Origin of the sequence: Thauera carbonicopians, assembly GCF_025699485.1 — a bacterium.
In the GTDB taxonomy this organism is placed as follows: Bacteria; Pseudomonadota; Gammaproteobacteria; order Burkholderiales; family Rhodocyclaceae; genus Thauera.
In genome coordinates this window covers 84495-110403 of the sequence record NZ_JANUXN010000007.1, presented here as the reverse complement: position 1 = coordinate 110403, position 25909 = coordinate 84495, and the positions used below count along the sequence as shown (strand labels likewise).

The following is a 25909-nucleotide window of genomic DNA, read 5'->3' as shown; positions in this document are numbered from 1 at the left end:
CGGCGAATGCCGAAACAAGGAGTTGGAAATGGAATCACTGCAGGACACTGCGGCGCAATTGCGCTGCCCCAGCGGCGGGCAGGCCCTTGAGATGGCACAGAAGATGAACGAGATCCATGGCACGCTCAATCGAAAGTGCATCGAGCTCATGCACATCAGGCCTGGAGATTGCGTCTTGGAAACCGGACCCGGTAATGGAGCATTCGCCGGCGAAATCGTCGGAGATCTGGAAAACGTCTTCTATACCGGCATCGACTGGTCGAGCGACATGGTGATGCAAGCGCGAACACTCCATGCAGATCTCATCGAAAGTGGGCGTGTCGAGTTCCTTTTGGGCGACTCCAGCGCCATCCCGTTCGAAGCGCAATGCTTCGACAAGGCACTGACGGTGCACACAATTTACTTCTGGGACGACCCGGCCGGACACTTGGTCGAACTCGAACGCGTTCTCAAACCGGGAGGACTGCTTTGCATTGCCTTTGCTGACCGTACATTCACCGAAAAGATGCCCTTCGCCCAGTTGGGGTTCAAGCTTTACCACGCGCAGGACGTAAGGGCGCTGCTGGAAGATTCAGGTTTTCTTGTCCAGGACGTCCGGCAGATCGCTGAAACCAGCACAACAGAGACGGGCGAAATCGTCGACAAGCTCTTCAACGTCATCTTGGCGACAACCCGGCCGATGAAGCCGGCAACGCACGATTCGTCTACCGGCGCCTCCCGATGCGAGGCGAACTGACCGTGTCTCGCCCCGTCATGCGTCATGCGCTGTTCGGCCTGATCAATTTCGCGCTGACGGCACCCGGCATCTATTTGTGGATCGGCCTGCCACTGGTCATGCGCCAGCATGGTTGGTCAGGCGCGGAAATCGGCGTCTTCCAATTGGCCGGCCTGCCGGCCGTGTTCAAGCTTTTTCTGGCCTTGCCGGTGCAGAACTGGCGTCCCAAACGGCGCCCGCACGTCCGCTGGGCATGGCTGACGGGTGGAGGCTACCTCATATCGCTCTTGGCGCTGGCAGCGCTGAATGTCGATTCCAGCAAGATTGCCCTGTTCGCGTTGACGCTGAGCGCATCCCTGTTTTCCACTTGGGCCGACATACCGGTCAATGCACTGGCAATCCAGTTGTTTCCGCCCGCCGAGCGGCCGCTTGCCGGCAGCATACGTTCGGCGGTCACCTTTGCTGGAGCGATCGTCGGCGGTGGCGTGATGCTGCTGATGGAGCAGGCACTCGGCTGGTCCGCCCCTTTTTTCCTGTTGGCAGGCTGCCTCGTCTTCGCGCTCGCGTTGCTCGGGTTCGTCGATGAAGACCATGGCGCCCCGGCTCTTGAACGAATGAGCCCATTCGCTGGCTGGAGCGGTTTTTTCAGACAAACGGACGCCAAGATGTGGGCCATCCTGTTGATCGCCTACTATCCCCCCGTGGCTGCGGCCTGGATTTATCTGAAGCCTCTTTTGCTCGACCATGGCTTTCCGGCGGCCGACGTGGCGTGGATCGCCGGCATCGGCGGCAGCGCTCTCGGGGCGCTGACCAGTCTGGCAGCCGGATTTCTGCCACGCAAATGGCTGGCAGCTGCCTTGCCCTGGTCTGCAGCGGTCAATGCCCTGGCAGTTGCGCTACTGGCCTTCGCGGCTTCACAGACGTCGGGAGCCTTCTTGCTTGCCGCTGCCGCGCTGCTCGCCATTGCGATGGGAGTGGCCTCCTCGCTGGCCTTTGCCTTGATGATGGAGTTCGCCCGCAGCGGACGACACGCGGCCGACTATGGCCTGCAGTCCAGCATTTTCACGCTCGGCCGCGTCGTCGCCGCCGCATTGGCGGGCTTGTTGATCGATCACCATGGATACCCGGGGATGCTCGGAATGTTTGCTGCTCTGGCACTGTTGGTCTGCCTGCTGATCCGCTCGCAGCCCAGATTCGGTTTTGTACTTCTGGCAGATCGCAAATACGCATCCAATTCGATCTCCTGAGCGAAGTATGAAGTAGCCAAGCATATTGCGGCATGTCAGACAGAAGCTGGGCACACAAAAAGACATGCCGCCGCAGGGCCTCGGCTCTGCGGCGGCATGTGCGGGTCCAGACTCAGGAAAGGCGTGCAATCATCTCGCGCGCTGCCGCCTGCTGCGCTTCGGAGCCTTCGCGCAGCACTTCGTCCAGCAGTTCGAGCGCACCTTCCTTGTCACCCATGTCGTCATAGGCGCGCGCCAGTTCGAGCTTGGTTTCCACTTCGTCGCCGGATGCAGCGAGATCGGCGTCGAGCATGTCGGCCGCAGCGAAATCCACCTGTGACTGGCCGAGCTGGGTCGCTTCGATCGAGATCGGAACGGTCGTCCCATCCTCGGCCGGTGAGGTGTCGAAGTTGTCCAGATCGAGATCGATCGAGGTCAGGTCGAGGCTCGCGGCGCCGGCTGCCGGAGGCGGGACCGGTGTATCGATGTCGAAATCGAAATCCAGCAAGCTGCTGTCGAAGCTGGTCTGTTCGATGTCGACGACCGGCGTCGGTACATCGTTGTTGGCCCCGGGCTGAGGCTCGGCGGGCGTCAGATCGAGGTCGGGCAGTTCGAAATCGAGCGCGGACGCCAGGCCCACATCCGCAGTTGCCGCCGCTTGCGGGCTCTCTTCGGCTGCACTCGCTTCGGACTCTGCCACCCCATCGGCGCTGTCCGGCTCGTCGATCTCGAGATCGAAAGCAAGGCCCGCATCCTCGGCCGCCTGCGTTGCGACCGCCGCTGCCGGCGTCTCGTCGCCCAGGTCGAGTTCGAAATCGATCACCCCGGCGTCGAGCGTTCCGTCGATTCCGGCTTCCGGAGCAGCCGCTTCCGCAGCGGCATCGATTGCAGCCGGAGGCTGCACGGCATCGGCCCCTTCTCCGTCACTTTCCTTGTCACCGCCGAGCTGGCTCAGTTCGCCCGGCACCATCCAGGTGTCGCGCATCTGCGACTGGCTCGGCCCCATGGGCAGGGAGCTGGTGAAATCGAGATCGGCCAGCGAGGCCGGCTCGGACGCCGGTACGGAAGCCCGCGCCGGCGCCGCTGCGGGCGCGACTTCGACGCTGGAATTGTCCGCCGGCGCCTCGGCTGCAGCCGGCGCGGCTGCGCTCGCTACCGCAGCAGTTGCCGCCGCGCCTGCCGCGACGCCCAGCGGCATCTCGGTCGGGACTTCGTTCTCGCTCGGCTTTTCGGCATAAAGGGGGTTGTCTGCATCCAGCTTGCGGCCCATCGCCGCTGCCTTCTCCCAGTCGTTGCCCTGACCGCCGGACTGTGCGAACAGTTCGGAGGCGACGGTCTCGAACTGGCGCGGATCCTTGCGCTGGGCATAGATTTCCAGCAGTTTGAGGTGGATCGCGGTACGCGCCGGATCAGCCTTCAGCGCATCCTGCAGAATCTCCTCCGCCTGCGCGTCGCGGCCATACGCCATGTAGACATCGGCTTCCGCAACCGGATCGACCCCTTCGTCGGCGTCGATCGCCGACAGCCCGGTCTGGCTGAAATCGGTCTGCATGATGCTGCTGGCAGCGGTATCGACACTCTGCCCGCCCGTCGCGGCGAACACGCTCTGTCCGCCCGGCGCCAGCTCGCTCAGGGCTTCCGGTGCAGGAGCGGCGGTGGCCGCCTTGCGCCGATTCCGCAGCTTGAGACCGGCATAGCCGAGCAGCAAGGCCAGGATGCCGCCGCCGCCCGCAATGACGGAAGGATCTTCCATCATCGACTCCATGAAACTCGGCTCGGGTGGAGGCGGTGGCGGCGGAGCCCTGCGCACTGGCCGCTTCGGCGGCGGCGCGGCGGCTTCCTCGGCAACCGCAGGCGGCGCGTCCTTCACCGCAGCCGCCTCGGCCACTTCGGTGGGTTCCGGCGCGGCGGCTTCCGCACCGGCGGCTTCGGTCGGCGCCTCCGCACGCTGGGCAGGCTCGGTCCGGCCTGCCTCGTCTGCGGGGGCAAGCGCATCCGATGCAGCCGCTGGCGCCTCGGTCACGGCTGGCGTGTCCACCGCGGCTGCCGACAACAGCGGCTCGGCCGCGGCTTCACCGGCAACCGGCGACAACGGCGGTTCGGCTGCCGGCGGCACGCCTTCCGCTTCCTGCTGCAATTGGGCGAGCGGCGCGCTGCGCAGCTCGAGCAGCTTCTTCATGTCGTTGATGCTCGCTTCGAGCTGCGCCAGCCTGGCATTGGCCTCCTCCAGCGCCCGCTCGCGTGCGGCCAGTTCTTCCTCGAGCGCCTGCAGGCGGCTGTTTGCATCGGCGGAGCCTTCCGCCGGCTGGCTACGGGAAACCCTCAACTGGTCGCCGCTGTCTGCGGGCGCCTGCGGCTCCTCGACACGCGGCACGATCCTGCCCGCGCTTTCCTGCCCAGCCTCGGCCTGCTGTGCCGGTGCGCGGCGGGCCGCAGCGGCTGCCAGGCCGCGGCGGTAGGCATCGAAATCGGCGGAATGGACCCGGATCTCGCGTCGGGCCTCGGCAGGCGCGATGCTGCGGGCTGCATCGGCAGCGGGAATGGCAAGCACTTCACCGGCACGCAGGCGGTTGATGTTGCCGCCATCGAAGGCATTGCGGTTGGCGCGGTACAAGGCGACCAGCATCTGGTCGAGCGTCACGCCCGGCTGTGCATTGGCGGTTGCGATCCGGTTCAGGGTATCGCCGCGGCGGACCGTATAGGCGTCGGCGGGAACCCGCGCAGCAGGTGGCGGCGCCGACCGTGCCGGCGCCTGGCTGCTTGCGGCGGGCGCGGCCGGCCTATCGACGGCCGCCGCCAGCGGCTGGGGCGCAGTGAGATCGACCGGATCGAGCAGGAAAGTGTATTCCCGCGCGACACGGCCGTTGGCCCAATCGAGCTCGACCAGCAGGTCGACGAAGGGATCGTTGATCGGCCGGTCGCTGGACAGGCGGACGACGGGACGGGATGAGCGCGCATCGACGCTGACCCGAATCGCCGCGGCAGCAGCCGAATACGCGATGCTCGCCCGCTGGAAAGCTTCGGGCGATGCGATTCTGGCCGTCAGCGACTGTAGTTCCTGCGCGGTGGCATTGACCTGGATCTCCGCACGCAGTGGCTGGCCCAGGCCGCTGAAGACGTTGATCTGCCCGAGGCCCGCGGCCTGTGAGCCGAGCGGAATCGAAGCGATGGCCAGCGCAATCAGGGATGCCTTGAGCGAGGTTTTCATCATGGTCTTCAAACTGCGTTTCCCCCGAAAGCCGAGCTTTCCTGTCGAAAAGCGTCGTGGTTTGGGCTAGAAATCTAGCATCTTCCCCAATGAGCCGCAGCAATCCATATCAATTCACGGATGCTCGGTGTGAATTAGTACCGCGAACGCAGCCCCCGGAAAAAGCAAAGGGGGCCGCAGCCCCCTCTGATTACGGCACGGAATGCCGATTCTTGACGCTCGATCAGCGCTCGACCAGGATGCGCAGCATGCGGCGCAGCGGCTCGGCCGCGCCCCACAGCAACTGATCGCCGACCGTGAAGGCACCGAGATAGTCCGACCCCATCGCCATCTTGTGCAGACGGCCGACCGGCACCGACAGCGTGCCGGTGACGGCGGTCGGCGTCAGTTCGCGCTCGGTGATCTCACGCTCGTTGGGCACGACCTTCACCCACTGGTTGGCGCCGGCGATGATGTCGCTGATCTCGTCGAGCGGCACGTCCTTCTTCAGCTTGATGGTCAGCGCCTGCGAATGGCAGCGCATCGCGCCGATGCGCACGCACAGGCCGTCGATCGGGATCGAGCCCGGGGTGCGGAACGCCGGATTGCCGAGGATCTTGTTGCATTCGGCACCGCCCTTCCACTCTTCCTTGCTCTGGCCGTGCTCGACCGGCACGTCGATCCACGGGATCAGGCTGCCGGCCAGCGGCGTGTTGCGGAAGTTCTTCTTCGGGAAGCCGTCCGAACGCATGGTCTCGGCGACCTTGCGGTCGATCTCGAGGATGGCCGAGGCCGGATCGGCGAGCAGGTCCTTGACCGAGTCGTGGATCGTGCCCATCTGGCTGATCAGTTCGCGCATGTTCTGCGCGCCGGCGCCCGAGGCCGCCTGGTAGGTCATCGCCGAGATCCACTCGACCAGGCCGTGCCGGAACAGGCCGCCGAGGCCCATCAGCATCAGCGACACGGTGCAGTTGCCGCCGATCCAGTTGCGGCCGCCCTTGCCCAGCGCGGCATCGATGACGTCGCGGTTGACCGGGTCGAGGATGATCACGGCGTCGTCGTTCATGCGCAGCGCGGACGCGGCGTCGATCCAGTGGCCGTTCCAGCCGGTGGCGCGCAGCTTGGGGAAGACTTCCTTGGTGTAGTCGCCGCCCTGGCAGGTCACGACGATGTCGCAGCTCTTCAGCGCGTCGATGTCCGTCGCGTCCTGCAAGGGCGCGGAGGCTTCCTTGCCGCCGAAGGACGGCGCCTTGCCGCCGGCGTTGGAAGTGGAGAAATACACCGGCTCGATGAAGGCGAAGTCGCCTTCTTCGACCATGCGCTGCATCAGCACGGAACCGACCATGCCACGCCAGCCAACCAGACCGACTCGATTCATGTTCATCACTCTCAGCAAAAACGTTTTTCGAAGAATCCGTTCGGACCCGACAGCTTACAGGGCTGCGAGCACCGCGTCGCCCATCTCGCGGGTGCCGACCTTGCGCGTGCCCGGCTCGTAGATGTCGCCGGTACGCAAGCCTTGCGCGAGCACCTTCTTGACCGCGTTCTCGATGCGCTGCGCGGCCTCTTCCTGATTGAAGGTGTAGCGCAGCATCATCGCCGCCGACAGGATGGTGGCGAGCGGGTTGGCGACGCCCTTGCCGGCGATGTCCGGTGCCGAGCCGTGCGAAGGCTCGTACAGGCCCTTGTTGTTGGCGTCGAGCGATGCCGACGGCAGCATGCCGATGGAGCCGGTCAGCATCGAGGCTTCGTCCGACAGGATGTCGCCGAACATGTTGCCGGTGACCATGACGTCGAACTGCTTGGGCGCACGCACCAGCTGCATCGCGGCGTTGTCGACCAGCATGTGGCTCAGTTCGACGTCCGGGTAGTCCTTGGCCACTTCCTCGGCGATGTCGCGCCACAGCTGGGTGCATTCGAGCACGTTCATCTTGTCGACCGAGCACAGCTTCTTGCCGCGCTTCTGCGCCGCCTCGAAGGCCACCTTGAGGATGCGGCGGATTTCGTATTCGGCGTAGATCATCGTGTTCCAGCCCACGCGCTGCTGCGTGCCGTCCACTTCGCGAGTCTCGATGCCGCGCGGCTGGCCGAAGTAGATGTCGCCGGTCAGTTCGCGCACGATCAGGATGTCGAGGCCGGCAACCACTTCCGGCTTCAGCGAGGAGGCGTTGGCCAGTTCGGGATACAGGATCGCCGGGCGCAGGTTGGCAAACAGGTTCAGATCCTTGCGGATGCCGAGCAGGCCGCGTTCCGGGCGCTGCTCGCGCGGCAGGTTGTCCCACTGCGGGCCGCCGACGGCACCGAGCAGCACCGCATCGGCTTCGCGCGCGAGCCTCTGCGTGGCTTCCGGATAGGGCGTGCCGGTCGCATCCACGGCGCAGCCGCCGAGCAATGCTTCTTCCATTTCCAGCCCGAGATCGAGCGCGTTCAGCACACGCACGGCCTCCGCCATGATTTCCGGACCGATGCCGTCGCCCGGCAGCACGCAAATCTTCATTCCGTCTTTTCTCCTGTTGGCCCGCGCCGCAGCGGCTCAGGCAAAGTAATAGGGGTGCTCGGCGCGCCGGCGCTCTTCGTACGCCTTGATCTTGTCGGCATGGCGCAGGGTCAGGCCGATGTCGTCCCAGCCGTTGAGCAGGCATTCCTTGCGGAAGGGATCGATGTCGAAGCCGATCGTCCTGCCGTCCGGGCGGGTAATGGTCTGCGCCGCCAGGTCGACGACCAGGCGGTAGCCTTCGTTCGCCTCGCACTGGCGGAAGAGTTCGTCGACTTCAGCCGCATCCAGCTTGATCGGCAGCAGGCCGTTCTTGAAGCTGTTGTTGAAGAAGATGTCGGCAAAGCTCGGCCCGATCAGCACACGGAAGCCGTAGTCTTCTAGTGCCCAGGGCGCATGCTCGCGCGAGCTGCCACAGCCGAAGTTGTCACGCGTCAGCAAAACCTGTGCGCCCTGGTAGCGCGGCTGGTTGAGCACGAAGTCCGGGTTCAGCGGACGCTTGCTGTTGTCCTGGCCCGGCTGGCCGACGTCGAGATAGCGCCATTCGTCGAAGGCATTGGGGCCGAAGCCGCTGCGCTTGATCGATTTCAGGAACTGCTTGGGGATGATGGCGTCGGTGTCGACGTTGGCGCGGTCGAGCGGTGCGACCAGGCCGTCGAGCTTGGTAAACGGATTCATTATTTCACTGCCCTCTGAATGGCTTCGCCACCCTTTTCGATATCCTTGCCAATGCCATGCACGGTGTTGCAGGCGCCGAGCGACAGCCCGGCGAGCACGGCGGCGAGGACCATTGCTGCTCCTCTCATCGCGACACTCCTGGCGAACGCGCGGCTCAGCCGAGCTGGCGCACGTCGGTGAAGTGGCCGGTCACCGCGGCGGCCGCGGCCATCGCCGGACTGACGAGATGCGTGCGGCCGCCGGCGCCCTGCCTGCCTTCGAAGTTGCGGTTCGAAGTCGAGGCGCAGCGTTCGCCCGGCTCCAGCCGGTCGGCGTTCATCGCCAGACACATCGAACAGCCCGGCTCGCGCCATTCGAAGCCGGCGGCGACGAAGATCTCGTGCAGGCCTTCCTCTTCGGCCTGGCGCTTGACCAGCCCGGAGCCCGGCACCACCAGCACGCGCTTGACGCTGTCCGCCTTGCGCCGGCCCTTGGCCACCGCAGCCGCTTCGCGCAGATCCTCGATGCGCGAATTGGTGCATGAGCCGATGAAGACCTGGTCGACGGCGATCTCGGTGATCGGCGTGTTCGGCTCCAGCCCCATGTACTTCAGCGCCCGCTCGATGCCCTCGCGGCGTACCGGATCGGCCACCGCGGCCGGATCGGGCACGCGGCCATCGACCGTGGTGACCATTTCCGGCGAGGTGCCCCAGGTGACCTGCGGCAGGATGTCCTCGGCCTTCAGTTCGACGACCTTGTCGAACTGCGCGCCTTCGTCGCTCTTCAGCGTGCGCCAGTAGGCTGCCGCCTGCTCCCAGGCCTCGCCCTTGGGCGAGAACGGGCGATCCTCGAGGTATTCGATGGTGGTTTCATCGACGCCGACCATGCCGGCTCGCGCGCCCGCTTCGATCGCCATGTTGCAGATCGTCATGCGGCCTTCCATCGACAGCGAACGGATCGCGCTGCCGCCGAACTCCATCGCGTAGCCGGTACCGCCGGCCGTGCCGATTTTGCCGATGATCGCGAGCACGACGTCCTTGGCGGTGACGCCCTGGCCGAGTTGCCCATCGACCCTGATCAGCATGGTCTTGGACTTCTTCTGCAGCAGGCACTGCGTCGCCATCACGTGCTCGACTTCGGAGGTGCCGATGCCGTGCGCCAGACAGGCGAAGGCGCCGTGCGTCGAGGTGTGGGAGTCGCCGCAGACGACGGTCATGCCCGGCAGCGTGGCGCCGTTCTCCGGGCCGATGACGTGCACGATGCCCTGGCGCTCGTCCTTGAACGGGAAGTAGGCCAGCGAGCCCACTTCGCGGATGTTGGCATCCAGGGTCTCGACCTGCTGGCGCGACACCGGGTCGAGGATGCCCTGCTCCCAGTGATCGGTCGGCGTGTTGTGGTCGGCGGTGGCGACGATCGAGCTGATCCGCCACGGCTTGCGCCCGGCCAGCTTCAGTCCTTCGAAAGCCTGCGGACTGGTGACTTCGTGCACCAGGTGGCGATCGATGTAGATCAGGGCCGTGCCGTCGGCCTCTTCATGGACGACGTGGCTGGACCAGAGCTTTTCGTACAGGGTTTGCGCTGCCATCCCGTGTATTCCGTACAAAAGAGATTGATTATTTCACAAAGCGGCCGGCGCAGGCCATAGCCGCCCTCGCCCACGAACCCTCAGCGCCGCGCCGCCTGGTACAAGGGCATGACCCGCGCCGCGTATTCGCTCAGGTCGCGCTGGCGCGTGCTGTGCGACGGGTGGGTGGACAGCCACTGCGGCGGCGAACCGGCCGACTGCGAAGCCATCTTGTCCCACAGCGTGACCGCGGCGCGCGGATCGTAGCCTGCACGCGCAGCCAGCTCCACGCCCATGCGATCGGCCTCGGTTTCGTGCTCGCGCGAATTCGGCAGCTCGAAGGTGACCTGCGCCACCTTGCCCATCAGGTCCTGGCCCACCTGCCCCACGCCGAGCACCGCGCCCGCCACCGACAGACCGATGCCGGTCGCCATCGATTTCGAGATGCGCTCGCGGGCATGTTCACGCAGGGCATGGGCAATCTCGTGGCCCATCACCGCAGCGATCTCGTCGTCACTGAGCTTCAGCCGATCGATCAATCCAGTGTAGATCGCCATCTTGCCGCCCGCCATGCACCAGGCGTTGAGCTCGTCGGAGGACAGGACATTGACCTCCCAGTGCCAGGCCGGCGCATCCTTGCGGAACACGCCGGTATGCGGCGTCAGCCGGCCGACGATGCGCCGCACGCGCTGCACCGTAGCGGCATCGCGGTTCAGCGCGTTCTTGCTGCGCGCCTCGTTCATCATCTCCTGGTACTGCTTGCTCGAGGCCTGCTCGACCTCCTGCGCCGACACCATCATCATCTGTGAACGCTGCACCCCGACCGCGCCGCCCTGCGTGGTCTGCACCGTCTGGCAGGCGACCGTGATCGTCGCTGCCAGCACGGCCGGCAGCAGGCTTCCGTAAATGAGCTTCATGTCTTTCCCCCCGATTCAAGGATTCCGCACCTCGTCCTGCGCGGATGCGGGCCAGCCGCGCACCAGCCAGACGAGTCCCAGCAGCGCGAACACGGAGCCGAAGGTGAAAGTCCATTCCGGCCCCGGAGCGTCCCAAGTGTAACCACTGAGCAAGGCGCCCAGCATGCCGCCGGCGCCGAAGGAAATGCTGCCGTACAGCGCCTGTCCACGCGATTGGAGTCGGCCGGTGAACCATCGGTTCACCATTGCGATCGCGGCCGCATGATAAGCGCCGAAAGTCACGCCGTGCAGCACCTGGGCGAACAGCAGCACCGGCAGGCTGGCTGCGCCCCAGCCGATCAGCGCGAAGCGGAGCACCGCGCAGGCGAAGGAGAACACCAGGATGCTGCGCAGGCCGAAGCGCCGCGTGATGCGCGGCATCAGCATGAAGACGATGATCTCAGCCACCACGCCGAGTGTCCACATCCAGCCGACCAGCGCCTTGTCGTAGCCCGCAGCGACCAGGTAGATCGAATAGAAGACGTAGAACGCGCCATGGGCGGCCGACATCAGGAAGCAGGCGCCCAGCAGCGCCCTCACCTCGCGCCGCCGCAGCACCTCGCTCAGGTTCGCCGCCGCACGCCCCGCCTGCGCCGGCGCCGCGTCTGGGACGAAGAAGGAACACAGCAGCACGCCGGCGAGGATGGCGGCGGTGACCCACAGCACCGAGTCGATGGCGACGTGGTCCAGCGCCTGGCCGAGCACCAGCACTGCGACGATGAAACTGACCGAACCCCATACCCGCACGCTGCCGTAGCGGTGCCCTTCCTCCCCCAGATGAGAGAAGGTCAGCCCTTCGATCAGCGGCAGCGCCGCACTCCAGAAGAAGGCCATCAGCGCCATCGCCGCGAACAGGCCGCCGAACTCGGTGGTCATGAAGAAACCTGTGAAACCGGCCAGGGTCATCAGCGCGGACAGCCGCAGGATCGCCACCCGCTTGCCGAAGTGCTCGGCAAGCCAGCTCCACATGTAGGGCGCGACGATGCGCATCAACTGCATCATCGACATCAGCAAGCCGATCTGCGCCGCACTCAGGGAGATCGACTGCAGGTAGAGCGCGAAATACGGCGAGAAGGCGCCGACAAAACCGAAATAGAAGAAGTAATAGGCCGACAGGCGCCAGTAGGGAAACATGGAAGATACCGTCTTGCGCATCCTGAACCGCCGCAAATACTTTACTTGAGCGGCTTCAGCCCGGGGGTGCCGGGCCGAGAAGACAGCGTTCGGGGGAGGCAACATGGCCGTGTTCGCGGCCCGGCGTCCCCGGCTATGGCCCGGGCCACCAGTCGACCGTTCACGCGATCATTCGAAGAACACCGACAACCGAGACGACAGCTACCCGGCGGCCCCTGCAAGCAGGTTTTTTCGCTCCGGCCAGCCCGATCTCAGCGCGGCGACGGCAGGCGCTGCTGCCCTCCGGGCGCCAGCGCGGCGATCTTCGGCGTCGCCGTCGTCACGTCCGCGCACTGGGCGCGATGGCGCAGTGCGTGGTCGATCAGCACCAGCGCCAGCATGGCCTCGGCGATCGGCGTCGCGCGGATGCCGACGCAGGGGTCGTGCCGGCCATGGGTATTGACGGTCACCGGCTCGCCGCGGCGGTCGATCGAGCAGCGGTCGAGACGGATGCTGGAAGTCGGCTTGATCGCGATGCTGGCGATGATGTCCTGCCCGCTGGAAATGCCGCCCAGCACGCCGCCGGCGTTGTTCGACAGGAAGCCCTGCGGCGTCATCTCGTCGCCGTGCTCGGTGCCGCGCTGGGCGACGGAAGCGAAACCGGCGCCGATCTCGACGCCCTTGACCGCGTTGATGCTCATCATCGCGTAGGCAATGTCGGCATCCAGCCGGTCATAGACCGGTTCGCCCCAACCCACCGGCACACCGCTGGCAACCACGTCGATGCGCGCGCCGATCGAGTCGCCCGACTTGCGCAACTCGTCCATGTAGGCTTCGAGCTGCGGCACGATGCCGGCATTGGGCACGAAGAAGGGGTTGCGCTCGACTTCGTCCCAGCTCACGAACGGAATGTCGATCGGGCCGAGCGCGGTCATGCAGGCACGGATGACGATGCCGTGGCGTTCCTTCAGCCATTTCTTCGCGATCGCGCCGGCAGCGACGCGCACCGCGGTTTCACGCGCCGACGAGCGGCCGCCGCCGCGGTAGTCGCGGATGCCGTATTTCTGCCAGTAGGGATAGTCGGCATGGCCGGGACGGAAGGTGTCGGCGATGTTGCCGTAGTCGCGCGAGCGCTGGTCCTGGTTGCGGATCAGCAGGCCGATCGGCGTACCGGTGGTAAGGCCTTCGAACACGCCCGACAGGATCTCGACTTCGTCCGGCTCACGACGCTGGGTCACGTGCCGCGAGGTTCCGGGCTTGCGGCGATCGAGTTCGGCCTGGATGTCGGCCGCGCTCAGTGCCAGTCCCGGCGGGCAGCCATCGACGACACAGCCGATCGCCGGGCCGTGGGATTCGCCGAAGGAGGTGACGGTGAAGAGGGTACCGAGCGTGTTTCCGGACATGAACTTCCTGCCTGATCAGCACAAAAAAACGAAAAGGGGATGGGACGCGAGTCTAGCACGCACCCCATCCCCGCCGGCCGCCGTGCCCCTGCGGGCACGCGGAAATCAGTGGAAGAAGCCTTCCAGCCGCTCGAACACCTCGTGCTCGGCGCCATGGCGGCGAACGTTGAGCACGTCCTCCAGCTTCTCGACCTGGCGCACCATCTGCTCCAGCCGGTGATCGTCGAACACCAGCAGCCAGATGCGCGAGCGCTTGCCGTCGGACACCGGCATGCACAGGATGCCTTCGACATTGAAGGCGCGGCGCGCGAAGAGATTGCAGATGTGGCTCATCACGCCTGGATGGTTGTTCACATCCAGCTCGAGGACGACCTTGGCAAAAGTATTGGCTTGCGGCAGCGGGTCGGCAACCTGTTCGATCATCATCAGCCTCCGATCATTTCGGTGTTGGCGGCACCCGGCGGCACCATGGGATAGACGAATTGTTCGCGATCGATCGTCGCGTGGATCAGGCACGGCCCGGGTTCGCTGAGCGCCTTGGCCAGCGCCGCGCGCGGATCGTCCGCCTGGTCGAGATCGAGGGCCGGCACGCCGAAGCCTTCGGCGATCTTGACGAAATCCGGCTCGACCCGGTAACGGGAGGCGAACTGGCGCTTGCCGTAGAACAGCGCCTGCTGCTGGTACACCAGGCCGAGCGCGTTGTTGTTCATCAGCACGATCTTCAGGTTGAGCCCCTCCTCGGCCAGCGTGGCGAGTTCCTGGATGTTCATCTTGAAGCTGCCGTCACCGGTGAAGCACACCACCGTGCGCTCGGGTTCGGCCAGCGCCGCGCCCATCGCCGTCGGCAGGCCGAAGCCCATCGTCCCCAGCCCACCCGAGGTCAGCCACTGGCGCGGACGGCGGAAGGGGTAGGCCTGGGCGACCCACATCTGGTGCTGGCCGACATCGGTGGCGATCACCGCCTCGTCGTCGAGGGCATCGGCCACCGCCCTGATCAGGCCGTAGTGGCTGCGCGGATCGTCGATGTCGGGGAACTGCATCGGAAAGCGCTGCTTCAAGTCCGCGACCTGGGCCAGCCAGTCCGTGCGCAGCGCTGCCTTGACGCGCGGCAGCAGGGCTTCGAGCGCTTCGGTGACGTCGGCATGGATGGCGACGTGGGCGTTCTTGATCTTGTGCAGCTCCGAACGGTCGACGTCGATATGCACGATCTTCGCGTTCGGGCAGAACTGCGCCGCGCGGCCGATCGCGCGGTCGTCGAAGCGGGCGCCGACACAGATCAGCAGGTCCGCCTCCTCGAGCACGAAGTTGGTGTAGCGGGCGCCGTGCATGCCGAGCATGCCGACCGACAGCGGGTGATCGACCGGCATCGCGCCGAGCGCCATCAGCGTCATCGTCGTCGGCAGCCCGCCCTGCTCCGCCAGTTGCACGGCCAGCGGCGACGCGCCGGAATGGATCACGCCGCCACCCAGATAAAGCACCGGACGCACGGCCTCGTTGATCATCCGCGCGGCGTCCTCGACCGCCGTCATGTCGAGTTGCGGCGGCAGGTCGGCGACGGCCGGCGGCGGCAGCTCCTGCACTTCGACGAGCTGGTTCTGCACGTCCTTCGGCACGTCGATCAGCACCGGGCCGGGCCGGCCGGACATGGCGATGCGGAAGGCGTCGGGCACGACTTCGAGCAGTTCCTCGGCGGAGCGGACGAGGAAGTTGTGTTTGGTGATCGGCACCGTGATGCCGTAGATGTCGACTTCCTGGAAGGCATCCGTGCCGATCATCGATTGCGGCACCTGGCCGGTGATGACCACCATCGGGATCGAGTCCAGGCAGGCATCGGCAATCGCGGTGACGAGGTTGGTCGCGCCGGGGCCGCTGGAGGCGATGCACACCTGCGGCACGCCGGACACGCGCGACATGCCCTGGGCCATGAAGCCCGCACCCTGTTCGTGGCGTGCCAAAACATGGTGGATGCTGCTGGCCGACAAGGCGTCATAGACCGGCAGGATGGCGCCGCCGGGCAGGCCGGCGATGGTCTGCACGCCCTGGCGTTCGAGCAGGCGCACGATCAGTTGCGCGCCGGTGAGTTGAGTCATGATGTTCTCCTTCTTGGTTTCAGCGACATCACCGGCGAGGTTCCAGAATGCAAAAACCCCCGCCGGGCTTGCGCGCCGACGGGGGTTTGGAATCCTGCAGTTCGAGTGTTCTGTCCCGTTACGACGCGCGCATGCCTACGCTTACTACGCGTACGGCTACGACCACGACGGAGAAGAAACGGGAAACGGAACGCATGATGGCTCGAAATGAATTGCGCTTCGAATGAAACCACGAATGCGCCACCAATACAAGCGCTTTATGAGCAAAAAAACGCCATCGGTCTCGATCTGCCGAACTGGCCGTACCGAACCGCAGGGCTTGCACGTCACGCGTTCCCGTCGCGCAGCTCCCGGCGCAGGATCTTGCCGACGTTGCTCTTGGGCAGTTCGTCGCGGAACTCGATCCGGTGAGGCACCTTGTAGCCGGTCAGGTTCTGCTGGCAGTAGGCGATCAGTTCCTTTTCGGTCAGGTTCGGATCCTTGCGCACGACGAAGACCTTGACCGTCTCGCCGCTGCGTTCGTCAGGAACCCCGACCGCAGCCACTTCCATCACTCCCGGATGGCTGGCGACGACGTCCTCGACTTCGTTCGGATAGACGTTGAAACCCGATACCAGGATCATGTCCTTCTTGCGATCGACGATCGAGATAAAGCCCTTGTCGTCGATCACCGCGATGTCGCCGGTGCGCAGGAAGCCATCCGGCGTGAAAGCGCGCGCGGTCTCCTCGGGAAGCTGCCAGTAGCCTCGCATCACCTGCGGCCCGCGCACGCACAGCTCGCCGCGCTGACCGACCGGCTGCTCGATGTCGGCATCGTCGCGGATGCTGATTTCGGTCGAAGGCACGGGCAGGCCGATGGCATGGTTGAACTCGGGCAGATCGAGCGGATTGATCGTGACCGCAGGCGAGGTTTCGGTCAGGCCATAGGCCTCGACCAGCGGAATCCCGGTCACCTTGCGCCACTTTTCGGCAACGACCTGCTGCACGGCCATGCCGCCCCCGAGGGAAACACGCAGGTTCGAGAAGTCGAGCCTGGCGAAATCGGGGTTGTTCAACAAGGCGTTGAACAAGGTATTGACCCCGGTGATGACGGTGAACCTGTGCTTGCCCAGTTCCTTGACGAAACCGGGGATGTCGCGCGGATTGGTGATCAGCACGTTGACTGCGCCGATCTTGAAGAAGGTCAGGCAATTCGCCGTCAGCGAGAAGATGTGATACAGCGGCAGCGCAGTGATGATCACTTCCTCGCCCTCCTTCACGAAGGGGCCGATCCAGGCGTGGGCCTGCTGAAGGTTGGCGACGATGTTGCCGTGGGTCAGGATCGCGCCCTTGGCCTTGCCGGTCGTCCCCCCGGTGTACTGGAGGAAGGCGATGTCTTCATGTCCCAGTTCCACTGTCTGCAGGCGATGGCGCCCGCCTTTCGCCAGGGCATCGCTGAAGCGCACCGCGCCGTCGAGGCGCCAGGGCGGAACCATCTTCTTCACCCGGCGGACGACGAAATCGACCAGCATCGACTTCGGGAAGCCCAGCATCTCCCCGAGGCTGGTGACCACCACGTGCTTCACCGCTACCTTCGCGCGCACCTGCTCGAGCGTATGGGCGAAATTCTCGACGATGACGATGGCGTCCGCGCCCGCGTCCTGCAACTGGTGTTCGAGTTCCCGCGCGGTGTACAGCGGATTGACGTTGACGACGGTATAACCCGCGCGCAGGGTGCCGAACAGGGCGACGGGATACTGCAGCAGATTGGGCATCATCAGTGCCACGCGGGCACCGGCAGGCAGCTTCAGTTCCCCCTGCAGGTAGCCGGCAAACTGTGCCGACAGGTGATCGAGCTCGGCGTAGGTGATGCCCTTGCCCATGCAGATGTAGGCCGTGCGCGACGCGAAGCGGCGCACACCCTGCTCGAAGAGATCGACCAGCGAGCGGAACTCGTTGATGTCGATTTCGGCAGGCACGCCGACGGGGTAGCTTTTCAGCCAGATCTTGTCCACGGTATCTCCTCCTTTTGTTGGAAAAAAGCGGGTCGAACCAGGTTCGACCTGCCGCCCTCCCAAGGCATCGGGCGGGAGCCCGTGGCCCCGCCTTCCATTCCAACTGCCATCCCGCTCCTGTTATGTGTCGCGGAGCGTGGATGCTGCGTGCCTCGCACGGCACGCACAGGAGGGGCGGCGACACGAGGCCGCCGCCGCTCTGGGCCTTTCAGCCCCTCGCCTGTTTCAGCCCTCCTCTTCCTGTGAAGGCCAATTGCGGATGTAGTTCTTCAACATCCGGTTCTCGAAGCTCTGTTCCTCGAGCACCGCCTTGGCGACGTCGTGGAAGCTGACGACGCCGAGCAAGGTATGCCCATCCATCACCGGCAGATAACGCTGGTGATGCTCGACCATCATGCGCCGCAGTTCGTCCATCTCCATGTTCGGCGACGCGGTCTGCGGATCGGCGATCATGACGTCCTCGACGGCGAGCGACTGCCAGTCCGCCGCGCCGCGCCGGACCCCCTGCAGGACTTCGCGGAAGGTCAGCATGCCGACCATCTGGCCACGCGAGAAGACCACGAGCGAGCCGACGTCCTGCTCGTCCATGATGTCCACCGCTTCAGCGACACTCTTGTTCGGCGCAATGGTGAACAGCACCTTGCCCTTGATCGCGAGAATTTCGCTAACCAGCATCTCGTCTCCCTGAGGATCATTCGCGTCATCGATGCGCCATCTTAGAGCATCGGCCGATGACCGGGAAGGCACCCGGCCGCCTGCCACTGCGGCGAATCAGCGCTTCAGTTCGCCCAGCTTGCCCTTGACCTGCGCCCACTCCTCGGCATCCGGCAAGGAATCCTTGCGCTCGACGATCGGCTTCCACTGCTTCGAAAGCTCGGCATTCAGCGCGATGAACTGCTGCTGGTCCGCCGGCACGTCGTCCTCGGCGTAGATCGCCTCCACCGGGCATTCGGCCACGCACAGTGTGCAGTCGATGCACTCCTCGGGATCGATGACGAGGAAGTTGGGGCCTTCACGGAAGCAGTCCACCGGGCAGACATCGACGCAGTCGGTGTATTTGCAACGGATACAGGATTCGGTCACTACGTAAGCCATCGTTCTCTCCAACCAGATCGGGGCTCGGGCCCCTGCAGACGACAATATAGTGCAGCCGTTTGCGTTTTCACCACGCTTCGCGCGCGAAACATCGTTTTCGGCACATCGATTCTCTTGACGCGCGCCGCGTCATAGCATAAGTTTCGCCGAAATTCTTCGAGAGAAGGCTCTCTGCTTCTCTCCAGGCCGGGCGACTCTGCCTGCCCTGACCCCTCCATACCCGCAGCACCCCCACGAGGCGCCTCTGCCTCGTCCATACCCGCCACCCTGATGTGAGGAATCATGAGCGAGCATATCCACTATGTGACCGACGGCAACTTCGACTCCGAAGTGCTTCAGTCCCAGACCCCCGTTCTGGTCGATTACTGGGCCGAATGGTGCGGTCCGTGCAAGATGATCGCGCCGATCCTCGATGACGTCGCCAAGGACTATGCCGGCAAGCTCAAGGTCGCCAAGCTCAACATCGACGAAAACCAGGACACCCCCGCCAAGTACGGCATCCGCGGCATTCCGACGCTGATGCTGTTCAAGAACGGCAACATCGAGGCGACCAAAGTGGGCGCCCTTTCCAAATCTCAACTGACCGCCTTCATTGACAGCAACATCTAAGCCGGACCAGTCTCCGGCCCGTTCTCGCGGGGCTTCGCGCGCTCGTCGCCGCGGCGCGCGCAACCGCGACGGTAATTCCCCCCAGAATCCGCAGATCGAAGACGACCTGTTCGACGTCGAGAACGCCGGCGAGGAAAACTCCACGCCGCGCGACGCCAGCGTCCCCGCGCTTCACCTGTCCGAACTCAAGGCCCTGCACGTCAGCGAACTGCTGCAGATGGCCATGGAGAGCGGCGTCGAAGGCGCGAACAGGCTGCGCAAGCAGGAACTCGTCTTCGCGCTGCTGAAGAACCGTGCACGCAAGGGCGAACCGATCTGTGGCGATGGCGCACTCGAAGTGCTGCCTGACGGCTTCGGCTTCCTGCGCTCCCCCGACACCTCGTATCTCGCCGGCACCGACGACATCTACGTCTCGCCATCGCAGATCCGGCGCTTCAACCTGCGCACCGGCGACACGATCGAAGGCGAGATCCGCACGCCGAAGGACGGCGAGCGCTACTTCGCGCTGACCAAGCTCGACCGCATCAACGGCCGCCCGCCGGAAGAGTGCAAGAGCAAGATCCTGTTCGAGAACCTCACGCCCCTGCACCCGCAGGAATGCCTGAAGCTCGAACGCGACATCCGCGGCGAGGAGAACATCACCAGCCGCGTGATCGACATGATCGCACCGATCGGCAAGGGCCAGCGCGGCCTGCTCGTCGCCCCGCCCAAGAGCGGCAAGACGGTGATGCTGCAACACATCGCCCATGCGATCACGTCCAACCATCCCGACGTCAAGCTGATCGTGCTGCTGATCGACGAGCGCCCGGAAGAAGTGACGGAGATGCAGCGTTCGGTGAAGGGCGAAGTCGTGGCTTCGACTTTCGACGAACCCGCCACCCGCCACGTCCAGGTCGCCGAGATGGTGATCGAGAAGGCCAAGCGCCTGACCGAGCACAAGTACGACGTGGTGATCCTGCTCGACTCGCTGACCCGCCTCGCACGCGCCTACAACACCGTGGTGCCGGCATCGGGCAAGGTGCTGACCGGCGGCGTCGATGCCAACGCGCTGCAGAAGCCCAAGCGCTTCTTCGGCGCCGCGCGCAACATCGAGGAAGGCGGCTCGCTGACCATCATCGCCAGCGCGCTGATCGACACCGGCAGCCGCATGGACGACGTGATCTACGAGGAGTTCAAGGGCACCGGCAACATGGAGCTCCACCTCGACCGGCGCATGGCGGAAAAGCGCGTCTATCCGGCGATCAACGTCAACCGCTCGGGCACCCGCCGCGAAGAGCTGCTGCTCAAGCCGGACGTGCTGCAGAAGGTCTGGATCCTGCGCAAGCTGCTGTACGGCATGGACGACATCGATGCGATGGAATTCCTGCTCGACAAGATCAAGGCCACCAAGGGCAACGCCGAGTTCTTCGACGCCATGCGCTCCGGCCGCGGCTGATCGGCACTCTCCCGCCCCACCAGGCACGAACGCCACCCCTCGGGTGGCGTTCGCTTTTCTGCACGGCGATCGTGGCGCCCTTGTGACGCCGGCGCCACACCGGCCCGATCAGGAATAGTCGAAGAAGCCCTTGCCGCTCTTGCGGCCCAGGTAGCCGGCCTCCACCATTTCCACCAGCAGCGGCGCCGGGCGATACTTCGGGTCCTTGAAACCTTCGAACAGCACCTGCATCACCGCCAGCTCCACGTCGAGGCCGATCAGGTCGCACAGCGCCAGCGGGCCGATCGGATGGTTGCAGCCCAGCTTCATCGCCTCGTCGATCTCGGCTGCCGTCGCCAGGCCTTCGCCGAGCGCGAAGATTGCTTCGTTGATCATCGGGCACAGCATGCGATTGACGACGAAGCCCGGGCTGTTGCGCACCTTGACCGGCGTCTTGCCCAGGACTCCGGCGAAGGCCTCGACCTTGTCATAGGTTTCAGAACTGGTCTGCAGGCCGCTGATCAGTTCGACCAGCGCCATCATCGGCACCGGATTGAAGAAATGCATGCCGATCACCTGGCTCGGCCGCCGAGTCGCCGCCGCCAGCTTGGTGATCGAGATCGACGAGGTATTGCTCGCCAGGATGGCATCGGGCCGCATGGCGGCATCGAGCCTGGCGAAGAGGTCGAGTTTCAGTTGCAGGTTCTCGGTCGCCGCCTCGATGACCAGATCGCAGTCTCCGAGCGCATCCACCGAGGTCGCCGTGGCGATGCGCGCCATCGCCGCATCCTTCTGCCCGGCGCTCAGCTTGTCCTTCTTGATCAGACGGTCGAGGCTCGAAACGACCGTCGCCAGACCGCGCCGCACCTGCGCTTCGCCGATATCCATCATCACCACGTCCAGGCCCGAGACCGCGCAGGCCTGAGCAATGCCGTTGCCCATCGTTCCGGCGCCCACCACACCGATCTTGCCGATACTCATCGTTTTCATTCTCCAGTCAGGACTTCGATTCATGCAGCCGCCGCCGGGGAACGAATCCATACCGCGGCGTATGGATAACGACTCTAGCGGATAAATCGCACCGGCACCAGCCTGCCCTGTCGCAATGCGCTCATGCACACCGTATTGCCGCCGCGTCCGTTACACTGCACATGCAGCCTGGATCTCACCGATACCGCAGATCCTCATTCCATAAGGCATATGCACGCCCAGCCTCGTGATGGCCAGACAGAACCGATCCTTCGCAAGAGCGCTGCTGCTCGACATCGTCGGCCTGGTCTTGGCGCTCGGCTTCGCCCTGCTTGCCATCCTGGTCTGGCAAGGCGCCGCCAGCACCGAAGAAGCGGCGCAGCAGAAGATCGATGAATCGCTCGACCGGGCGATCGAGCGCCTGCGGCTTCTTGCCGCCGCGGCGGAAATGACGGTGGATTCGGCTGCGCGCGCCTTGTACGTGTCCGGAACGACCGGTGCCGGCTTGCGCCCGGCCCTGGAAAGCTCCTTGTCCGCATTCGAACAGCGGCCCGAATTGAGCTATCTCGGCATCGTCCTGCCCGCGGCCGGCGAATACGGCACCCTGGAGCGCACCAGTACCGACGAAATCCTGCTCTGGCTCTTTCCGGGCACGCGCCCCGACGACAGGTTCACGCGCAACTTCAGGCTGACCGAGAGCGGCTTCTCCCTGCACGAGGAACGTCCCAGCAACGATTACGATGCACGAACCCGCCCGTTCTATCTCGCGGGCCTGACGGCTCCGGCCGATGGCGGATGGATTGCGTCGTACAGATGGATCATCCATTTCGAAGAAGCAGACACCGCCCCCCTCTGGGGTTTCAGCTATGTCAAAGCACTCAGGGACAACGACGGCAGGCTGCTCGGCGTGCTGGATGCGGATTTCGATATCCCCGCGCTGAATCGCTTCCTGGCCGGTATCGCCGAGGAATACGACGCCCGCCTCCAGATCGTCGAGTTGGGGGATGCGCCGCGTCTGGTGGGCGGCCCACAGGTGGGCCGCGTACCCTTGCCAGTGCCGGAAGAACTGGCGCCGCTGATTGCATCCGCCGCCCATTCCTTCACGGGGAAAATCCAGGCGGGCGAGGAGCGCCGCTGGGCCGCCGCACACCGCTTCGAGCTCAAGGGCGGCTCGTCCTGGATGGTGATTGCATCGCGCGAAGCATCGCTGATCGAAGCCCCGCTGCGCCGCCAGTTGTATCAGGTGAGCGGCATGGGGCTCGCGATGGTGCTGGGCCTCGTGCTGATCTCGGTGCGCCTGGCACGCCGCTTCGGACAGCCACTGACCGCACTGGAACGCAGCGTGACCGCCATCGGCCGCAGCGATGTGGAGAACACTCCGAGCATCACCCCGGCCTCCGGGGGCTTCCGGGAAACGCAACTGCTGGAAGAAGCGCTCAACCGCATGGCCGCGGCCATCCGGGACCGGGAAGGCAAGCTCGCAGCGAACACCGCCAAGCTGCTGCAGGCCCAGGAGCAGCAGATGGCCTCGCTGGCATTGAAAGGCGCGATATTCGACTCCACGAACACGACGATCTTCAGTCTCGACGACGGCCTCGCCATCATCGAATGGAACACTGCAGCCGAGAACCTTTTTGGCCTGGAACGGAGGCAGGTGCTCGGACGCGCCATCCTGGAAGTGCTGTCTTCTCCCGACGGCCCCGCCGACTGGGCGGCGATCCTGGCCACCACGGGCACCGGCCTGTTCCGCTTTCTCGGCGCCCGCGGTGCATTCGATGCAGAGTTGCGCATCATCGCCCTGAATCAGGATGGTCAGGCGATACGTACGCTGATCATCAACGACGTCTCGGCACGCAAGATGGCCGAGCGGCGGCTGCAGCAGGAGCGCGATTATGCCGATGCCGTGCTCAACAGCCTGCCCGGCGTCTTCTATCACTGCGACGAGAACGCACGGCTGCAGCGCTGGAATCGCAACCTCGAACTGATCACCGGCGCCACGGCCGACGACCTGGCGGGTATCGATCCCCTGGATTTCTTTCCCGAAGACGAAAGAGCGCTGGTCAAGGACAGGATCGCCGAGATCTTCGACAAGGGAGAAGCCCATTTCGAGGCAAGCTACCGGCTGCCGAACGGGCAACGGGTTCCCTGCCTGTTCACCGGCCTGCGCTTCGAGCACGATGGTGCCCGGGGTTTCGTCGGCGTCGGTACCGACATTTCGGAGCGCAAGCGGGCCGAGCGGGCGGTGCGGGACAGCCTCGCACGATTCCATGCTGTCGCACGCGCCACCGGAGACGTGGTGTGGAACTGGGATCTCGAAAGCGACACGATCTGGTGGAACGAGAACTTCCAGCGCCAGTTCGGCTACGACGCGGAGGAGATCGAACCCGCGATCATGTCGTGGACGTCCCGGATTCATCCCGACGACCACGATCGAGTGAGCGCCCGCATCCGCTCCGTCATCACCGGCAGCGGCGATACATGGACCGATGAATTCCGCTTCCGCCGCAAGGACGGCAGCTACGCGGACGTGTTCGACCGCGGCTACGTACTGCGCAATGCCGCGGGCCGTGGCGTGTGCATGGTGGGCGCGATCCAGGACATCACCGAGCGCAAGAAGGCCGAGCAGCGCCTGCGCTACCTGGCCACGCACGACGAGCTCACCGACCTGCCGAACCGCAACCTGCTCCAGGACCACCTGGAGCAGGCCATCGCGCATGCCGGCCGCACGGGCCGGCCGCTCGCGCTGCTGCTCCTGGATCTCGACCGTTTCAAGGTCGTCAACGACGCCTACGGCCATCCTTTCGGCGACGCCGTACTCAAGGCGGCCGGACAACAGCTCGCGACGCTGGTGCGCAAAGGCGATACCGTCGCCCGCCACGGCGGCGACGAATTCCTGATCCTGCTGACCGACCTGCATACGCCTGCCGACGCCGACGCCGTGGCACGAGCCATCACCGAGAAGCTGCGGCAGCCGCTCGTCGTGCAGGGCCGTGAAATCCACCTTTCCGGCAGCGTCGGCCTGAGCATGTTTCCGCACGACGGCACAACGGCCGAGGCGCTGATCAGCAGTTCCGACATCGCCATGTACCGCGCGAAAAATCTGGGGCGCAACATGTACCAGGGATTCACGCACGAAATGAGGGAGGAAACCCAGCAGCGCGTCAAGCTCGAGACTTCGCTGCGCGGCGCCGCGGCCGCCGGCCAGTTGCAACTGGTCTATCAGCCAAAGCTGAGCCTGGCGAACGGCACGATCATCGGCTGCGAGGCACTGCTGCGCTGGCAGCATCCCGAGTTCGGCATGGTGCCGCCCAGCCGCTTCATTCCGGTCGCCGAGGATTCGGGCCTGATCATGCCGATCAGCGACTGGGTACTGCGAACGGCCTGCCTGCAGGCCAAGGCGTGGTCCGCCGCAGGCCTGCCGGCCACCACGGTGGCGGTGAACATCTCCGCGCGCCAGATCCTGCAACATGACGTGGCCGAATGGACGCTCGGTATTCTCGGCGAGACCGGGCTCGCACCGGGCTTGCTCGAACTGGAACTGACCGAGAGCCTGATCGCCCAGGACGTCGACAAGGTGACCACAACCTTCGGCCGATTGAAGGATGCCGGCGTGAAGCTGTCCATCGACGACTTCGGCACCGGTTACTCCAGCCTCAGCTACCTGAAGCACTTCCCGGTGGATACGCTGAAGATCGATCAGTCCTTCGTACGCAACATGCTCACCGAACCCGCCGACGACGCCATCGTGCGCGCCGTGATAATGCTGGCCCATAATCTCAGGTTCAAGGTGATCGCGGAGGGCGTCGAGACTGCGGAACACTGCCGGCTGCTGCGCGAGCACCGGTGCGACGAGATCCAGGGCTATTACATCAGCAAGCCAGTGCCAGCGGACGAATTCGAAGCCATGCTGCGCAATGGGGTGCAGCTTCCCGTCTGCCGGGCATGACGGCCAGGCACGCGAGGCAAAGGCGTCACCAGGACACCGGGTCCGGCCGATCGCGCAGCAGTGCTTTCTTCTTTGCAGCGTCGTTGCGCCGGAACGGCGTGCAATGGGCACAAAAAAAGGCTGCACACGCTGTGCAGCCTTTTTTTGACGACATGAGATGGCGGAGTGGACGGGACTCGAACCCGCGACCCCCGGCGTGACAGGCCGGTATTCTAACCGACTGAACTACCACTCCGCACTGACCTGAAACCGGCATTCCTGCCGGCCCTGCCTTCCAGCCACTCGGGCTGAAACGCCTTGTATGGCGTCCCCACGGGGATTCGAACCCCGGTTATCGCCGTGAAAGGGCGGTGTCCTAGGCCTCTAGACGATGGGGACTACGGTGCTGCAAAACTACTCTACTTCGTTTGGTGGAGGTAAGCGGGATCGAACCGCTGACCTCTTGCATGCCATGCAAGCGCTCTCCCAGCTGAGCTA

Annotated in this window: 20 protein-coding genes and 2 tRNA genes; 5 read left to right on the top strand and 17 right to left on the bottom strand. The window is 64.8% G+C overall.

Going from position 1 to position 25909, the window contains the following annotated elements:
* The first annotated feature begins 28 nt into the window (after window positions 1-28).
* Window positions 29-736: a class I SAM-dependent methyltransferase gene (locus tag NX068_RS11380; protein ID WP_263461387.1), complete on the top strand. Its 708-nt coding sequence runs from the start codon at window positions 29-31 to the stop codon at window positions 734-736.
* The gene (locus NX068_RS11375) at window positions 721-1962 is read left to right on the top strand and encodes an MFS transporter (RefSeq protein ID WP_263461386.1); all 1242 of its coding nucleotides are present in this window, start codon (window positions 721-723) and stop codon (window positions 1960-1962) included. The genes NX068_RS11380 and NX068_RS11375 overlap by 16 nt, the downstream gene beginning before the upstream one ends.
* A 112-nt stretch (window positions 1963-2074) precedes the next feature.
* Here NX068_RS11375 and NX068_RS11370 read toward each other — a convergent pair whose 3' ends face one another.
* From NX068_RS11370 to fdxA, 14 genes are all read right to left on the bottom strand, one after another.
* Complete coding sequence (locus NX068_RS11370) at window positions 2075-5152, bottom strand: motility hub landmark protein FimV (protein WP_263461385.1); 3078 nt, start codon at window positions 5150-5152, stop codon at window positions 2075-2077.
* A gap of 220 nt (window positions 5153-5372) precedes the next feature.
* Window positions 5373-6506, bottom strand: coding sequence for an aspartate-semialdehyde dehydrogenase (gene asd, locus NX068_RS11365; RefSeq protein ID WP_263461384.1), 1134 nt, complete (start codon window positions 6504-6506; stop codon window positions 5373-5375).
* Between the two features lie 54 nt (window positions 6507-6560).
* The gene (leuB, locus tag NX068_RS11360; RefSeq protein ID WP_263461383.1) at window positions 6561-7625 is read right to left on the bottom strand and encodes a 3-isopropylmalate dehydrogenase; all 1065 of its coding nucleotides are present in this window, start codon (window positions 7623-7625) and stop codon (window positions 6561-6563) included.
* 36 nt (window positions 7626-7661) lie between these two features.
* Complete coding sequence (gene leuD / locus NX068_RS11355; protein WP_263461382.1) at window positions 7662-8300, bottom strand: 3-isopropylmalate dehydratase small subunit; 639 nt, start codon at window positions 8298-8300, stop codon at window positions 7662-7664.
* Window positions 8300-8413 carry an entericidin A/B family lipoprotein gene (locus NX068_RS11350; RefSeq protein ID WP_263461381.1) on the bottom strand — a complete coding sequence of 38 codons (114 nt, stop codon included), beginning with the start codon at window positions 8411-8413 and terminating at the stop codon, window positions 8300-8302. The genes leuD and NX068_RS11350 overlap by 1 nt, the downstream gene beginning before the upstream one ends.
* Before the next feature lie 41 nt (window positions 8414-8454).
* On the bottom strand, window positions 8455-9864 hold the full coding sequence (gene leuC / locus NX068_RS11345) for a 3-isopropylmalate dehydratase large subunit (RefSeq protein WP_263461380.1): 1410 nt from the start codon (window positions 9862-9864) through the stop codon (window positions 8455-8457).
* An 80-nt stretch (window positions 9865-9944) separates the two neighbouring features.
* Entirely contained in the window at window positions 9945-10760 is an 816-nt protein-coding gene (locus NX068_RS11340; protein ID WP_263461379.1) for a M48 family metallopeptidase, read from the bottom strand.
* 15 nt (window positions 10761-10775) lie between these two features.
* Window positions 10776-11933, bottom strand: a complete 1158-nt coding sequence (locus NX068_RS11335) for an MFS transporter (protein ID WP_263461378.1) — start codon at window positions 11931-11933, stop codon at window positions 10776-10778.
* 251 nt (window positions 11934-12184) lie between these two features.
* Window positions 12185-13315, bottom strand: coding sequence for a chorismate synthase (gene aroC, locus NX068_RS11330; protein WP_263461377.1), 1131 nt, complete (start codon window positions 13313-13315; stop codon window positions 12185-12187).
* Window positions 13316-13420: 105 nt separating this feature from the next.
* A complete protein-coding gene (gene ilvN, locus NX068_RS11325; RefSeq protein ID WP_263461376.1) occupies window positions 13421-13741 on the bottom strand; it encodes an acetolactate synthase small subunit in 321 nt (106 codons plus the stop codon).
* Window positions 13741-15405 (bottom strand): acetolactate synthase large subunit, encoded by a 1665-nt coding sequence (gene ilvB, locus NX068_RS11320; RefSeq protein WP_263461375.1) that lies wholly within the window; start codon window positions 15403-15405, stop codon window positions 13741-13743. Before ilvB ends, ilvN begins: the two co-directional genes overlap by 1 nt.
* 326 nt (window positions 15406-15731) lie before the next feature.
* Entirely contained in the window at window positions 15732-17399 is a 1668-nt protein-coding gene (locus NX068_RS11315; RefSeq protein ID WP_263461374.1) for a long-chain-fatty-acid--CoA ligase, read from the bottom strand.
* Between the two features lie 225 nt (window positions 17400-17624).
* Complete coding sequence (locus NX068_RS11310; protein WP_263461373.1) at window positions 17625-18074, bottom strand: CBS domain-containing protein; 450 nt, start codon at window positions 18072-18074, stop codon at window positions 17625-17627.
* Window positions 18075-18170: 96 nt separating this feature from the next.
* Complete coding sequence (fdxA, locus tag NX068_RS11305) at window positions 18171-18494, bottom strand: ferredoxin FdxA (protein WP_263461372.1); 324 nt, start codon at window positions 18492-18494, stop codon at window positions 18171-18173.
* 282 nt (window positions 18495-18776) lie between these two features.
* Here fdxA and trxA point away from each other — a divergent pair, with 282 nt between their 5' ends.
* Together trxA and rho are read left to right on the top strand one after the other, a co-directional pair.
* A complete protein-coding gene (gene trxA / locus NX068_RS11300; protein ID WP_068637016.1) occupies window positions 18777-19103 on the top strand; it encodes a thioredoxin TrxA in 327 nt (108 codons plus the stop codon).
* 175 nt (window positions 19104-19278) lie between these two features.
* Window positions 19279-20538, top strand: coding sequence for a transcription termination factor Rho (gene rho, locus NX068_RS11295; RefSeq protein ID WP_263461441.1), 1260 nt, complete (start codon window positions 19279-19281; stop codon window positions 20536-20538).
* 108 nt (window positions 20539-20646) lie between these two features.
* Here rho and NX068_RS11290 read toward each other — a convergent pair whose 3' ends face one another.
* Window positions 20647-21498, bottom strand: a complete 852-nt coding sequence (locus NX068_RS11290) for a 3-hydroxybutyryl-CoA dehydrogenase (RefSeq protein WP_263461371.1) — start codon at window positions 21496-21498, stop codon at window positions 20647-20649.
* 238 nt (window positions 21499-21736) lie between these two features.
* Between NX068_RS11290 and NX068_RS11285 the strand changes: the two genes are divergently transcribed.
* Window positions 21737-25432 carry a bifunctional diguanylate cyclase/phosphodiesterase gene (locus tag NX068_RS11285; protein ID WP_263461370.1) on the top strand — a complete coding sequence of 1232 codons (3696 nt, stop codon included), beginning with the start codon at window positions 21737-21739 and terminating at the stop codon, window positions 25430-25432.
* A 158-nt stretch (window positions 25433-25590) separates the two neighbouring features.
* Here NX068_RS11285 and NX068_RS11280 read toward each other — a convergent pair.
* A tRNA-Asp gene (locus NX068_RS11280) sits at window positions 25591-25667 on the bottom strand.
* Between the two features lie 67 nt (window positions 25668-25734).
* A tRNA-Glu gene (locus tag NX068_RS11275) sits at window positions 25735-25810 on the bottom strand.
* Window positions 25811-25909 lie beyond the last annotated feature (99 nt).

What these genes read in the sequence shown, in the direction of transcription:
- NX068_RS11380 (WP_263461387.1), top strand. Translation starts at nt 29, where the DNA reads ATGGAATCACTGCAGGACACTGCGGCGCAATTGCGCTGCCCCAGCGGC.
- NX068_RS11375 (WP_263461386.1), top strand. Translation starts at nt 721, where the DNA reads ATGCGAGGCGAACTGACCGTGTCTCGCCCCGTCATGCGTCATGCGCTG.
- NX068_RS11370 (WP_263461385.1), bottom strand. Translation starts at nt 5,152, where the DNA reads ATGATGAAAACCTCGCTCAAGGCATCCCTGATTGCGCTGGCCATCGCT.
- asd (WP_263461384.1), bottom strand. Translation starts at nt 6,506, where the DNA reads ATGAATCGAGTCGGTCTGGTTGGCTGGCGTGGCATGGTCGGTTCCGTG.
- leuB (WP_263461383.1), bottom strand. Translation starts at nt 7,625, where the DNA reads ATGAAGATTTGCGTGCTGCCGGGCGACGGCATCGGTCCGGAAATCATG.
- leuD (WP_263461382.1), bottom strand. Translation starts at nt 8,300, where the DNA reads ATGAATCCGTTTACCAAGCTCGACGGCCTGGTCGCACCGCTCGACCGC.
- NX068_RS11350 (WP_263461381.1), bottom strand. Translation starts at nt 8,413, where the DNA reads ATGGTCCTCGCCGCCGTGCTCGCCGGGCTGTCGCTCGGCGCCTGCAAC.
- leuC (WP_263461380.1), bottom strand. Translation starts at nt 9,864, where the DNA reads ATGGCAGCGCAAACCCTGTACGAAAAGCTCTGGTCCAGCCACGTCGTC.
- NX068_RS11340 (WP_263461379.1), bottom strand. Translation starts at nt 10,760, where the DNA reads ATGAAGCTCATTTACGGAAGCCTGCTGCCGGCCGTGCTGGCAGCGACG.
- NX068_RS11335 (WP_263461378.1), bottom strand. Translation starts at nt 11,933, where the DNA reads ATGTTTCCCTACTGGCGCCTGTCGGCCTATTACTTCTTCTATTTCGGT.
- aroC (WP_263461377.1), bottom strand. Translation starts at nt 13,315, where the DNA reads ATGTCCGGAAACACGCTCGGTACCCTCTTCACCGTCACCTCCTTCGGC.
- ilvN (WP_263461376.1), bottom strand. Translation starts at nt 13,741, where the DNA reads ATGATGATCGAACAGGTTGCCGACCCGCTGCCGCAAGCCAATACTTTT.
- ilvB (WP_263461375.1), bottom strand. Translation starts at nt 15,405, where the DNA reads ATGACTCAACTCACCGGCGCGCAACTGATCGTGCGCCTGCTCGAACGC.
- NX068_RS11310 (WP_263461373.1), bottom strand. Translation starts at nt 18,074, where the DNA reads ATGCTGGTTAGCGAAATTCTCGCGATCAAGGGCAAGGTGCTGTTCACC.
- fdxA (WP_263461372.1), bottom strand. Translation starts at nt 18,494, where the DNA reads ATGGCTTACGTAGTGACCGAATCCTGTATCCGTTGCAAATACACCGAC.
- trxA (WP_068637016.1), top strand. Translation starts at nt 18,777, where the DNA reads ATGAGCGAGCATATCCACTATGTGACCGACGGCAACTTCGACTCCGAA.
- NX068_RS11290 (WP_263461371.1), bottom strand. Translation starts at nt 21,498, where the DNA reads ATGAGTATCGGCAAGATCGGTGTGGTGGGCGCCGGAACGATGGGCAAC.
- NX068_RS11285 (WP_263461370.1), top strand. Translation starts at nt 21,737, where the DNA reads ATGGCCAGACAGAACCGATCCTTCGCAAGAGCGCTGCTGCTCGACATC.